The sequence below is a fragment of the Microcoleus sp. B4-C1 genome (assembly GCF_036705285.1).
Classification (GTDB): domain Bacteria; phylum Cyanobacteriota; class Cyanobacteriia; order Cyanobacteriales; family Microcoleaceae; genus Microcoleus.
In genome coordinates this window covers 1-13590 of record NZ_JAUBUC010000134.1, presented here as the reverse complement: position 1 = coordinate 13590, position 13590 = coordinate 1, and the positions used below count along the sequence as shown (strand labels likewise).

11 protein-coding genes are annotated in these 13590 nt (G+C 46.6%); 3 read left to right on the top strand and 8 right to left on the bottom strand.

Annotation, left to right across the window (positions count from 1 at the left end; genetic code table 11):
• Positions 1-54 precede the first annotated feature (54 nt).
• The 8 genes from QUB26_RS32140 to QUB26_RS29750 form a co-directional block, all read right to left on the bottom strand.
• Positions 55-183: a cation-transporting P-type ATPase gene (locus QUB26_RS32140; protein ID WP_445299653.1), complete on the bottom strand. Its 129-nt coding sequence runs from the start codon at positions 181-183 to the stop codon at positions 55-57.
• A gap of 92 nt (positions 184-275) precedes the next feature.
• Positions 276-806 (bottom strand): DUF3122 domain-containing protein, encoded by a 531-nt coding sequence (locus tag QUB26_RS29780; RefSeq protein WP_333246578.1) that lies wholly within the window; start codon positions 804-806, stop codon positions 276-278.
• Between the two features lie 313 nt (positions 807-1119).
• Positions 1120-1500 carry a rhodanese-like domain-containing protein gene (locus QUB26_RS29775; RefSeq protein WP_333246580.1) on the bottom strand — a complete coding sequence of 127 codons (381 nt, stop codon included), beginning with the start codon at positions 1498-1500 and terminating at the stop codon, positions 1120-1122.
• A 207-nt stretch (positions 1501-1707) separates the two neighbouring features.
• Positions 1708-2706 carry a permease gene (locus tag QUB26_RS29770; protein ID WP_333246582.1) on the bottom strand — a complete coding sequence of 333 codons (999 nt, stop codon included), beginning with the start codon at positions 2704-2706 and terminating at the stop codon, positions 1708-1710.
• A gap of 12 nt (positions 2707-2718) precedes the next feature.
• On the bottom strand, positions 2719-2961 hold the full coding sequence (locus QUB26_RS29765; RefSeq protein ID WP_333246584.1) for a thioredoxin family protein: 243 nt from the start codon (positions 2959-2961) through the stop codon (positions 2719-2721).
• Positions 2962-3022: 61 nt separating this feature from the next.
• Complete coding sequence (locus QUB26_RS29760; RefSeq protein ID WP_333246585.1) at positions 3023-3685, bottom strand: GIN domain-containing protein; 663 nt, start codon at positions 3683-3685, stop codon at positions 3023-3025.
• 88 nt (positions 3686-3773) lie between these two features.
• On the bottom strand, positions 3774-4451 hold the full coding sequence (locus QUB26_RS29755) for a DsbA family protein (RefSeq protein WP_333246587.1): 678 nt from the start codon (positions 4449-4451) through the stop codon (positions 3774-3776).
• A gap of 172 nt (positions 4452-4623) precedes the next feature.
• Positions 4624-6285, bottom strand: coding sequence for a glycosyltransferase family 39 protein (locus tag QUB26_RS29750; protein WP_333246589.1), 1662 nt, complete (start codon positions 6283-6285; stop codon positions 4624-4626).
• A 447-nt stretch (positions 6286-6732) separates the two neighbouring features.
• Between QUB26_RS29750 and QUB26_RS29745 the strand changes: the two genes are divergently transcribed.
• From QUB26_RS29745 to QUB26_RS29735, 3 genes are all read left to right on the top strand, one after another.
• On the top strand, positions 6733-8220 hold the full coding sequence (locus tag QUB26_RS29745) for a hypothetical protein (RefSeq protein ID WP_333246591.1): 1488 nt from the start codon (positions 6733-6735) through the stop codon (positions 8218-8220).
• A 487-nt stretch (positions 8221-8707) separates the two neighbouring features.
• The gene (locus tag QUB26_RS29740; RefSeq protein ID WP_333246593.1) at positions 8708-9112 is read left to right on the top strand and encodes a hypothetical protein; all 405 of its coding nucleotides are present in this window, start codon (positions 8708-8710) and stop codon (positions 9110-9112) included.
• Between the two features lie 924 nt (positions 9113-10036).
• Positions 10037-13590: DUF4347 domain-containing protein (locus tag QUB26_RS29735; RefSeq protein WP_333320910.1), on the top strand; the 3554-nt coding region annotated here is incomplete at its 3' end.

The following is a 13590-nucleotide window of genomic DNA, read 5'->3' as shown; positions in this document are numbered from 1 at the left end:
GGTTTTTAGCTGGCATTTTTGTATAAATTGACTAAACTAATTTTTTATTATACCCTATTTAAAGGCACAACAGCTTAGTCCATTAATCAACAGCATTAATGCGCTCGATTTGTGTGTTTGTTTGAGGCTATTCGCGCCGTACTCGATCAAGCGTTGTTTCGCATCTTGACGGGTTAAATCCACAGATCGAGTGCGTCTGTTGAAGCACTCGATCTGTGGGTAAGCTCCAAAATGTGGAGAGTTGGGGATTCATCGGTTTGATTTTTTGGAGTTAGTCAATGAGCAGAAATTGTTTGCCACTCTTGAATCGCCGTCGATGGGATTTGTAACTCGATCGCTGAACCAGTTACCACTGGTAAAGTTAGGTGAAGGGGAATTTCAGCCTGCAACTGCGGTAGGACAGACTTAATGTCATATTCTGCGACATTCGCTGGGGTTGGTGTGCCCTTAGAAATTTCGCTAGAAATATCCTTGGCGGTTAGAGTTTCGCCCATAGATGTTGTCAGAATCAGCGGTTGAGTGCGATCGAATTCCACCGCACCAGGAAAGCCCACGACGCGCAGAGAGACAGTAGAACTACCTTCAGGATGGATGCGTTTGAAGGCGATCGCCTGCCAAGAATTTCCGTTCTGATCTTGCAGTTTTTGCCGGGATTGATACAGCATCTGCCCTGGATATTCTTCGATTTCCGTCACAGCAGCAAAAGCAGGTAAGGGAATACAGACAATCAGTAAAACGCAGATCCAAGCAGCCAGCAGCCAGCGCATCGGGCGAATTTTAGGGTAGTTAAAGTAGATAAAGTTCATCACAAAAGTCCTCAAAAAGTTAAAATGTCTTGCAATTCCAGAGTCAAAATTTTTGGATTTTCATCCTAATTGGTAATTGCTCAACTACCCCCCTCCCCTGAAACTGCCTCCTAGAGACAGTTTCAGATTGTGAATTTTAAGCAAAAAGCTTCTTCTTCAATAAAATCAACGAGAGAATGAGGGTTTCAGCGCTCAAAACGGAAAAATGAAATAATTGTGTTCAAACTTTGCAATACTCGCCTACAAAGGGTTTCAGAGATTTTATTTTTGTCCGTAGGGGGGGTTGAGCAATTACCCTAATTGTTTTGGTGCATTAGCTAGAGGCGATCGCCTCTCCTGCGTTTTTCCAGCCTGCAAAACTTGGCGGAAATCCCTGGACATTTTCATAGCCCAATAGGTGCAATGTCATTACTCCCATTGCCGATCGATAGCCCGTTGAACAGTACAAAACTACGGGGCGATCGCGCGGAATTCGATCCAGATTGTGCGCTAGTGTTCGGAGTGGAATATCGATCGCATTAGCGATATGTCCCGATCGATACTCAGAGGGTTCTCGCACATCCACCAACAGGGTTTGAGGGTTCTTTAATAGGTTTTTTAACCCTTCGACATTGGCGATCGTGTAATAGCCTGCTGGAATCGACGTGAGGAAGCGATCGACTCCCGATTCCAGATTCACGGTTTTTTCAGACATTGTTTGCATTTTTTCTTGAAAGATTGGTTCAGTTTCTATGAGATTTGCTGCGAGGATCGGGTTTTGCCCAATACCAACCAAGAGGAAAAAACATAGTGCAAATCCCAGTAATATAGTCTGAATTGGTTTCTTAAAGCTCATAGATTTCTCCTGAAATGGATTGTTAAGGGTTCACTCTGTCAGCCAGATATTTCAGCACCATGTCAATCAATTGATTAGGGCATTAAATATATAGCCGATACTAATAATTCCAACAGTCATTAACCCAATAAACACGGCTAAGAGTTGAGGTTTCAAAACTTTTTTGAGAATCACCATTTCAGGAAGCGATAATGCTGTCACAGCCATTGTGAAGGCCAAAACTGTACCCATTGGCATTCCTTTATTGACTAAAGCTTCGGTAATCGGCATTACACCCGCAATGTTTGCATAGAGTGGCACGCCCAAAATTACCGCGATCGGCACTGCAAAAGGATTATTTGCACCTGCATATTGAGTGATAAAATCTGTTGGCACATAACCATGAATCCCCGCCCCGATCGCAATACCACCCACGACATAGAGCCACACCGATCGCACAATTTCGCTCGATTGGAACCATCCTTGCTCAAATCTTTGCCCCCAAGTTAGCATCACTGGTTCTAGATTGTCCTCATCACCTAGAGGTATTTCTTGATGAGATTTTTGCAGTTCCCAAACAAAGGGTTCCACCCATTTTTCTAATTTTAGTAATCCGATGATATATCCAGAGGCGATCGCCAAACCCACACCAAAACCGATATAGATCAGTGTCACCTTTAGTCCAAACAATCCCCACAGCAGGATAACAGCAACTTCATTTACCATTGGCGCTGCCATCAGATAAGAAAAGGTCACACCTAAAGGCACACCTGCTTCTAAGAATCCGATGAACAAAGGAACCGCAGAGCAAGAACAGAATGGTGTGACGATTCCTACCATTGCCGCCAAGATATTTCCCGCAAAAGTGCGCTTTCCTTCTAGCAAAGAGCGAACACGCTCTGGTTCTAAAAAGCTTTGAAATGTCCCAACAATGAAGCTAATTACAATTAGTAATGTTAAGACTTTTGGCACATCGTAAAGAAAGAAATGCAGACTCGATCCTAAATGCGATGAAATCGACAAGCCGAAGATTTGGGTGACAATCTGGGTTGCCAACCAATCAAAAGGATAAAATGGATCGAACATAACTTTGCCTCTTTAACGCTGCAATAAGGGCTGAATTTGTTCTGGACTGAGCACTTGACCTTTGCTGACGACTTTGCCATTGATTGTCATGGCGGGAGTAGACATCACACCTCGTTTAGCGATTTCGATGGGGTCGGTAATGTGCAGAATTTCAGCATTTAAATTGAGATTAGTTACAGCTTGTTTGGCATTTGCCTCTAGCTGTTGGCATTTTTTGCAGCCTGAACCCAAAATTTCAATCTTGATCGTATTCATGGCATAACTCCTTTTTTTTATTCTCTAATTCAATTCTCTCTCTACTGAATCCAAGCGATCGCTACCGTTTCTTAACTGACCCCACGCCCCGCCCAGATTCGCGAACTTGAGGAGAGCCAATATACTCTATTGAACCCACGCCGGATACAGTCGCATCTAACTGCTGACTGACATTAACCACAGCACTGCCCACGCCGCTATTGCGAACCGTAGCCTGTTTAGTCTTGAAATTCTCACCTTGGAAACTTCCAACCCCGGAAAAATTGAGTTCCAGCACATCGACACTTCCGGCGATTGTCATGCTACCCACCCCATGAAGGGAAATCGACAACTGTTTACCTTGGATATCCTTTACCTCAACACTACCGACACCATCTATATTCAAGCTCTCTAGGCTCTTTACCTCCACAACGAATTCAATGGGCTTGGTGGGATTCATATTGGTATCTTTCGTGATAGTGAGATACAGAACATTGTCAGTTACACGACTTTCTAGCAACGGCAGAATGTTGTCGTCAGCGGTGATCGTTAGGGACTCTTTTCCTGTCTGCTGTATCGTGACTTTACCTACGGATTTACTAGAAATGGATGAGAATCGACCTACTTCTCTAGATTCGGTCTTAACTATTCCAGAGCCTCTAAGCCCACCCAAATTGAGAGAGCAGCCTGTGAATAGGCTCAAAGCTGTTAAACACACAACCAAACCGTATAGCTTCGATCTCATTGTTTTGCCTGCTATATAAATCCTTAGTCGTTCACTTTTCATGGGTGCATTTTGATTGCGATCGCATCTTTCAATTAATGCAAGATTCCTAACACCATGATTGTTCTCCCGGAGGATTGTGCAGTAACTCCCGAATATTAGCTTCGATCACCCGGTAGCCCACATTACCGTTGAGTCTCTGCCGTCCTTCATTAAAAATCAGGGTGGGGCTGACTGTAACCGTATGCTCTTTGACTAATTCAAAATCCTGGGATAGCTTGGCATAAGCCTCACCACTATCGATCTGAGCTTCGATAGCAGCGATCGGCAGTCTTAACTCCTCCGCAATTCCAAATTGTACCTTGCGGTCAGAAACATCTGCGAGTTGGGTAAAAAACGCCTCCCGAAATGCCCAGGTTGCTTTTTCAAATACCTGTTGATTTCGCTCTACTAAATCTTTCGTTTCTAGTAGTTGAATCGCATGGAGAAACAAATGACAGGATGTCGATGAAAATGGTGTTGCCTTAGTCCAAATATCAGGATGAACGCTGATGTGATCGAACTTTTTCGCAACCTCCTGGACATGATTGCTGTATCCTTGCAAACCACCGCGATCTCGCCATCGGTTCTCCAGTTTTTCACGAGCAACACCAAAGACGGGGACAAAGTGCTTTGCGATCGCAATCTTGTCTTCAAAGGTTGTTTTCAACTCATCCAAACGAATCTGAGCAATATAAGCCCAAACGCAGAGAACATCGGAAAAGTAAAAAATACGAATCGGTTCCATATCACTTCATCCTTAGACCCACCAGGGTTTCTTTCTAGTACGAGGATCAGTTTCCGTCCAAGCTGAGATCAAAATGCTGTTATCGATCACTGAAACCTGGACAATCTTGAGCGGTAGAGGAGCTGGGCCATGCACCACCGTCCCATACAGACGCTGATTGGATGTCCCTAACTTACTTTCGAGTTACCACAACCCAATCGTCCGCTGTTTTGACAATCTTAGCATTCTGCAAACCTAAATGTTTTAAAACAGGTTTTTCTAACAGAAAATAAGGTTGAGGAAGAGTTTGCCATTTCTGTTTCAGCGTCGGCGCGTCGGCGACAATAACTTGGCGTTGACTGTAAAAATTCAGCGATGGACGGCCCAAGCGGTGAGAAGTAAACACTTGTTGATCGGCCGGAGTTCCTGTGCGGACAATTTCGGCGATCGGCTTAACCGGATAATCCTCCGCCAATTCCCAAACCCAGTTATCTGAAGCCACCAATACCAACAGCGTCAGGTAAGTTCCCCAAATTAAAACTAATATAAACTGTCGGTCTTTGCGGTGCAGCAACACGGCCGCCATTGTCATTGTCAAAGCTACAAACATCAGCATTAACTGCAAATCTCGCTCTGGAGGCGCAATTTGTCCCCCGATCCATACCCAGCCACTGAAGTACACGCAACCGACGACAGCAACTATAGCCAGCACTGCCAAAATCGCGGGATGAGGCAGCAAAGAAATAGCATCAAAACGTTCTTCTGCTTCCTCTTTGACGGGTTCTGGCGGCAGCCACAGTTGCTCCCAAACTTCAGCGAGATAACTGCCAACAGCAAGAGCAAAAGCTGGATAAATTGGCAAAACATACCACGGCAATTTAGTAGTCATCACAGAAATAGCCAGCAGATATACTCCTGTCCAAACCAATACTAATTTTGGCCCGGCAAAATTGCGATTTTCCCAACTCAGGCGCAGCCCTTGTAGCCAAAATAACTGCCACGGCCAAGCTAATTTTAAAATTTCTAAAAGATAATACCAAGGCGGGCCTCTGTGACTGCTTACAGGTTCCGAAATGCGCCGGAAAGATTCGTTAATTAAATTAGTGTGGATGAAATATTGGCCGTAGTGCAGCCATTGGGCAAAATACCAAGCAGCTACTGGCAATGTTCCGATCGCCAATCCGCCCCAAAGATACCCAGAAGTGAGGAGTCGCGGGGTATCCCAAACCAAAAAAATACAGCCAACAGCACCCAGCAGCAGCCCCAACATGACGCCCTTAGTGAGGCAAATGAGTCCGAACCCAATCCCCGCGCCCAAAGCGTAGCGCAAGTCGCGGCGCGATCGTAGCAAACACCACATCGCCCCCAGCAAAAAACACAAAACCGCCCCATCCAACATCGCCAAACGTCCATGCCGCACCACCGGTAACAGCGTCAGATACACGAGGGCAGAAAAAATGGCGATCGAGCGTCTAGGAAACAACTCCCTGCCAATGGCGTAAAGCAAGGGCACTGAAGCCGCCGTCAGCATCGCCGGTACCAACCTCGCCGTCAATTCGCTGACACCGCCGACGGCAAAACAGAGCCCAATTAGCCAGTGTACCAGCGGCGGTTTGTTGAAATAAGGCATAGAGTCGATCGTCGGATACAGCCAATTTAAGTTGCCGCGCCAAATTTCGCGACTTACCTGCGCTGCAATGCCTTCATCCCAATCCCGCAAAGCCACGCCGCCCAGATTCAGCCCGAAAATCAGCACTGCAGCCAACAGAAAAGCCAGCATCCACACTTTATCTGTAAAGCTGTCATTCCAGCGATTTTTCGGTTTGCGGCTTAGGAATGGAAAGATTTCTGACATAAGTTAAGAGAGTTTTGAGCGTCCCAAACTGAAGGTAAACTTAGACAGCAGTTATTTGCGACTAGGAAAATACCGTCAGTAACGAGCGGGCTAAAGCCACGCTCGCTTGTAAGAGAAATCGAGCAAGCTATGCTGACCAGACCCCTCGCAAGAGGAGACGTTATTTAGGTCACGACACCGGCGAATGCGACGCCAGTTTTCCGCTCTGTCACCTGCGATTAAACAGTTTTAAAGTCACTGAAACAGTGTCGCAGGTCTAACAAGCCTTTATAACCAGGTCGAGGCGAACATTACCCCGCAAGGGAGACTGAGGCAACCATACCTCATCGGAGGGGCAACCATACCCCTCCAACCCGAAAGGGGAAAGATTCAAGGCGATTGAAATCGCCGAGTCGCTTCCCTCTCAGGACTGAAGTCGCGCTCGTTTCCCACTTACCGAGTTTTTTTATGAATTTGCCTGTAATTATAGATATTATCATTGGCTTAGTCTTTATCTACCTGACTTTAAGCTTGCTAGCTTCGGAAATTCAGGAACTGATTGCTACTGTTTGGCAGTGGCGGGCCCAACATTTAAAGAAGTCGATCGAAGTGCTAATTTCTGGAGGCAGCGAAGCCGCGAAAGATCCCCTGCAACTTAAGCGAGTCGGACAGTTAGCTCATTCGATTTACGCCAATCCGATTATCAAGGATTTGAATCAGGGAGCGAAAGGGCTTGTATCAGAGGGATTCCGCTCTGTTACGCACCGCATGGGGGATTTTTACCACGGAGTTACGGGTACTAAAAATGTTTTCGGCAATAAATCCAGTGGGCCTTCTTATATTCCAGCCGAGTGTTTTTCTGCTAGCCTTTTGGAGACTTTAAAGGTTTCTAGTTTGCTCAGCTCTATCTCTAAAACCCGATTGGAAAGATTTAAAAATTTACAATTAGCACAAATTCAACAAATTGGAGAAAATCTGAGTTTACCGGATGCTACTAAACCGATTATTAAGCAAGAATTTAGGTGGCTGACTGCGGAGTTCAATCGAATTGTGGAAGATTATCAAAACAATTTAGCAAGTTTGAACAATAGCTTAGATCGAATGTCGGAAAAGCTAGGATTTTATATTAATGATTCTCAGGTTTATCTACCAGAAACCGAGCTAGCAGGTAGAGATTTTCAGAGGCAGATGGCATTTGTCAAGGCTCGTTTTGACAGTAAAGTTGAGCGGGTGGCGCTGCTAGGGCAACTGCAACCGAGTTTCAGCAATCTGTTAAATACTGTTAAAAAAAGTCAAGATTCGGTAGCAGAAATTATGGAGATTAAAGAGGAGAGTCCGATTTATCAACAAATTCAAGAAACATTGGACAGTATGCCAGAATCTTTGAAACGCAGCCTTTATATTTTAGCGCAGCGCGCTGAAAAAGGTGGCGGAGATACTCAAGAGCAGTTGCAGCGGTTTCAGAAAGAAATTGAAATTTGGTTTGACCAATCGATGGAGCGTGCTTCTGGTGTTTACAAGCGGAATGCTAGAGGGGTTGCGATTTTGCTCGGAACTGCGATCGCGGTTGCTGCTAATGCTGATACCATTCATATTATTAATCGGTTGTCGAAGGATTCGATGTTGCGATCGACTGTTAATTTGTACGCTGAGCAGTTGGTGGTAAATAATGCTAAGACTAAATTAGATAATTTACCAAGTCTGAGAAAAGTTCAAAAGGATGTAGATATAGCTTTGGATGAGGTAGCTCTGCCTTTTGGATGGAGCGAACAGAACAGCTTAGAACGAGATAAGCAGGGGAATTTATTGTGGTCGGCTTTGATGGCAAGATTGTTTGGGTGGATATTGAGCGGCGTAGCTATTTCTATGGGGGCTGCTTTTTGGTTTGAGGCGCTCAACAAGATTATTAATATTCGCAATGCAGGGAAAAAACCGCCATCTTCCACAGAATCTTGAGGGGTGCAGTTGCGAGGCCAATCTACTAAGTGTCATACCCTTTTAGATTTTAGATTTTACATGGGAATGACTGAAGACTATCGAGGTTTGAAGCACGGGCTTATATCATGTCCGGTCGTGCGACCGCGATTGTTGTAGGGGCGGGTTCACGAACAATACCTGCCAATAATTGACAATCTCAAAAACCCGCCCCGACCAGGATATTATGGTTAATCGCTCGGAGATGATATTACAGTTGGATTCTTTTGTGAAAGTGGTATCACGGATAGGATATCGGATCGATCGGTAATTTCGCGTTTGCCGGAAGTAAGGGAAAACACGCAGAATATAAATTCCGTGCGATCGCGGATGGCAGTGTGGCAGAAATAGGGCAAACTGATAGATAGGTGAAATAAGAATGAGCGAAATAAATAAGGTCGCTGGCAGTTTCAGAAGCTCTGACTCCAAGGCTGTATCTACCGCTAAACACACTTTTGGAGGACGGAATATGTTGACTTCTTTAAGGGAAACGACTCCCGCCTCGGAATACGCAAATCCCCCATCCAAAAGCTTTGTAGTCAAGGAGTCCAGCATCAATGAAGGTGGATATTTTGTTTCCAGAATATTGGCTGGGGAATCTGACTGCATCGAGAAATTTACCTGGAAACTTCAAAAATCTGCCTCTATCCTTAGAGAGATTGACAAAGTTGGCTCGACTTATGACGGTCGCTCGAACCAACTGCAATTAGGCTTTGTTATCCTCAGTTCAGATTACCTCGAACCATACAAAAGTCAATTGCCAAAATCGCATAATTCTCTGACTCAAAACAGCGGACTTGGTTCGTGTTATGCCGATCGAGATAGTGATACATTCAGCAACGGCGGTGGGCGCGATCGACTGTTTGCTAATTAAGGAGAGTAATTTAATGCAGGGTATGGAACGTACCGAGGGCGACTGAACCCGAATGCAATTGTAATTATGGACGCAGGGGCGATCGCAATCAACGATTTCGATCTGACTAAATCAGCAATCATATCAACTCCCGCTGAATAATTTGAATCACGTTTGCAGTGAGGATGGCAGTCCTCACAGTGTCGGTAGCACCCCATAAGCCAATTGATTTCCAGCCATAGGTTCCACTTAATATTAGATCGTTTTGACCGCAAGCATCCAGGATACAAGCCCCCGGATTGATCCGTCCAGAAATAAAAAACCTGTATCCGATGAAACTTGCCGAACGTATTTATCCGTGGTGTCAATGCTTCAATTCTTTAATCTAAAATCTAAAATCTAAAATCTAAAATCGATTGACTGTTAGTAAATGCGACCAAACGTCCTGGGAATCAGTATTTAGGTGTACCGCAAACCTAGCAAAGTCAAAGCATATAGAATTGTTCAAAATCTACATAATTCAGTTTTCCATTGGATGAAATACAGCTAGGGAAACTCTAGTGCATTGTGCCTCTACGTAAAATCTCACACTCAAATAAAAACTACTAAATATAAGAGGAGTTATTCGGGGGTGAATTACCTCGACTATTTCCGCATCCCTCAACTCAGCCTACTATTAGCAAAATAAGGTCAAAAAAAATTGGATAATAGAACCTAGATTTATTTCAATATTCCCGATTAATATTGCGATCTATTCCCATAGATAGAGGCTCAGATTTCCATTTTAGTTAAAAGTAAAAATGCAAATGCCGAGCAAAATAAATCAACAAAAATATTTTAAAAAAGGCATCATCTATCAATTGGGTGTTAAGATATAATGAAATAAGCCTGATGAGATAACTCCGGGGTGTATCTACTAATAATGCCCTTAATGGAGTCTCCAATATGAGTTCTACATTCGCTCAAGTTAACTCACAATCTGCTTTTGAAGAACGGCCAGTGCGCTCCTTAGTCTTCATTGACGCCGGCGTGAAAGATTACGAGTCAATTACAGCAGGAGTGCTGCCCGGACAGCAGGTAGTAATACTCGATCGCACCAAAAACGGCATCGAACAAATCACATCCGAGATGGAAAAATACGCCTCTACTAAGGGGGCGATAGACTCGGTTCACATTATTTCTCACGGCAGTTCAGGCAGCCTACAATTAGGCAATACCGCTCTGGGTTCAGATAACATAGAGCAATACAAAAGCCAGTTGGAAAAGTGGCAAACTTCACTAGCCCCAGAAGCAGACATCATGCTGTACGGCTGCGATGTAGCAGGCGGTACAGGTGTTAATTTCGTCGATCGATTCAGTCAATTAACCGGAGCTGACGTTGCGGCCTCTACCAACATAACTGGCAGCAACGGCGACTGGAATTTAGAATTTGCTAGGGGTCAGATTGAATCTCCCTTAGCCTTGGGGCCAGAGGCTATGGCAAGTTACCAAGGTGATTTAGCTACGATCGTAGTAGCCAACAATAGCGATAGCGGGCCGGGTTCATTAAGGGCTGCGATCGCCACCGCTGTTGCCGGCGATATCATTACCTTCGCTCCAGGTTTAGCCAACCAAACCATTACCCTCACCAGCGGTCAACTCGATATTCCCGTTGGCAAAAACATCACCATTGACGGCGCCGCCGCACCCGGTTTAACCATCAGTGGCAACAACGCATCCCGCGCCTTTTTTGTCAATGCCAACGTTGCGACTGCTACGAATTTTACAGTCAAAAACCTCGCTATTATCAACGGTAAAACGGTGGATAATGGTGGGGCGATCGGTACACAAGACGAAGTAACGATGACCGTAGAAAACGTTCAGTTTACCAACAACGTGGCTGATAAAGGCGGCGGTGCAATCTTCAGCGGCTGGAACAACACCCTGACCGTTACCGACAGTAAATTCACCGGAAATAAAGCCACTGCAACCAACGATGAACGTGGCGCTGGCGGTATTGCTTTTGCAAGTAATAAAAACCTCACCGTTGTTAACAGCGACTTCACCAACAACTTAGGAATTAATGGTGGGGCAATTAACAGCCTAAACGGCAAGTTAACAGTTGAAAACTCGCGATTCATCGGCAACGATACCACCTCCGGCCAGTTCGCCCCAAACGATCCCAACGGCAATTCTTTTTTAAGGGGTTTCGGCGGGGCAATTTACACAGACCGCGCCAGTTCTACTGACGAGCCTTCCGGCACAATTAAAATCAGTAAAAGCGTATTCCAAGACAACAAAGGGCGAGGCGAAGGCGGAGCAGCTTATCTGTTTACCGGCACCCAAGATAGCGTAAGTATTGCAGACAGCACCTTCCAAAATAACGAAATTCTGGCGCTACCCAACGGTGGAAATGCTGGAAACGGTGGTGCGGTAACGGTTTTGAGCGACAGCACCAACCAGGGATTGACCATTACCAACACCACCTTTGCGGGCAACAAAGCCAATAATCAAGGTGGCGGCCTGTGGATGCGAAATGCCCCTACTACGATTACTAACAGTACGTTTTCTGGCAACTCCACGGCATTTGCTGCTGGTGATTTCAACAAACTCGGCGGTGCAATGACTCTTGGTGCACCCACAACCATTCTCAACACGACGATCGCCGATAATTCTGCAGGCTGGGTTGGTGGAGGTATCTTCGCCAATGCCAATAATGTCACCCTCAAAAACACTATTCTTTCCAACAATACAGCGGCTAACGGAGGAAACCCTTGGGGCATTCAGCAACACGTCACCGCCCAATATAGCGATCAAGGAGGGAATTTTCAGTGGCCGGCCAAAAACCCCAATGACGGAAGCGATTTCAATGCGACGGCAAGTGTGACGATCGCAGACCCCTTACTTGGCCCTTTGCAAAACATCAACGGCGCTTTAGTCAGGCCCCTGCTGACAGGAAGTCCGGCAATTGATAAAGGGATTGCCACCGGCGCACCCGCTACAGATCAGCGAGGCCTGACTCGCCCTCAAGATGGCGACAGCATTCCAGGTGCGATCGTGGACAGCGGCTCTTTTGAATTGGGAGGTAGTGTCGTCCCAGTGCCCACACCGACTCCGGCGCCAACTCCGACGCCCACACCCGAACCAACTCCCACACCGGAACCGACTCCAACTCCCACACCGACTCCGGCGCCAACTCCGACGCCGGAACCGACTCCAACTCCGACGCCGGAACCGACTCCAACTCCCACACCGACTCCGGCGCCAACTCCGACGCCGGAACCGACTCCAACTCCCACACCGACTCCGGCGCCAACTCCGACGCCGGAACCGACTCCAACTCCCGCACCGACTCCGGCGCCAACTCCGACGCCCGCGCCGACTCCGACTGAGACTCCGACACCCACACCGGAACCGACGCCAACTCCGACGCCCGCGCCGACTCCAACTCCCACACCCGAACCCACTCCGACACCCACACCGGAACCGACTCCGACTCCCACACCGGAACCGGCACCAACTCCCACACCGGAACCGGCACCAACTCCCACACCTGCGCCGACTCCGCCGCCGACACCAACTCCCGCACCGACACCAACTCCGGCCTCGGATGGTTCCCTGCTCGATAGCCTCAACGCCCCGCAACTCGACTCTGCCACCATCACCCCCAACCCCGTCCAAGAAACTATCAACGGCGGTAACGATGCCGATTTCATCATGGGCGGTGGCATCAACGAGTCGATTAACGGACTTGTCGGCAACGATATTCTTTACGGTATGGGCGGCAATGACAACATTGACGGCGGTGCAGATAACGACTCAATCTTCGGCAATGGAGGCAGCGATTTCATCTCTGGCGACGCTGGCAACGATACCATCTACGCTGGCAAAGATAATGACACTGTGGTTGGTGGTGAGGGCGACGACTTGTTGAGGGGAGATTTAGGCAATGATACAGTTGCCGGCGGCCTTGGCAACGACAGCATTTTCGGCGGTAAAGATGACGATATCTTGCTGGGTGAAGATGGAGACGACTACATTTTAGGCAACTTGGGAAATGACACAATTAATGCTGGAAATGGCAACGATATTGCCTTTGGCAATGAAGGTGCAGACCTGATTTTTGGCTTATTGGGAAATGACACGCTTTACGGCGGCAAAGAAAACGACAGTCTCGATGGCGGTGAGGGCAACGACTTGCTTTTGGGCGGCAATGAAAACGATGTGCTGTTCGGCGACATCGGTAACGATACCCTGTACGGCGGCAAAGCTAATGATATTCTCAGCGGCGGTGCTGGGGACGATTTCCTTTCCGGCGATGTTGGGGACGATACATTGACTGGTGGTTCGGGAAATGATGTGTTTTTCCTAAATCAAAGTTTGGGTAGCGACATCATTACTGATTTCCGCAAGGGAGAGGATTTAATTGGGTTGAGTTCTGGTTTGAGTTTTAATCAACTCAGTATTACTTCCAGCAACAATCAAACTTTGATTACTGTGACGGACACCAATCAATTGTT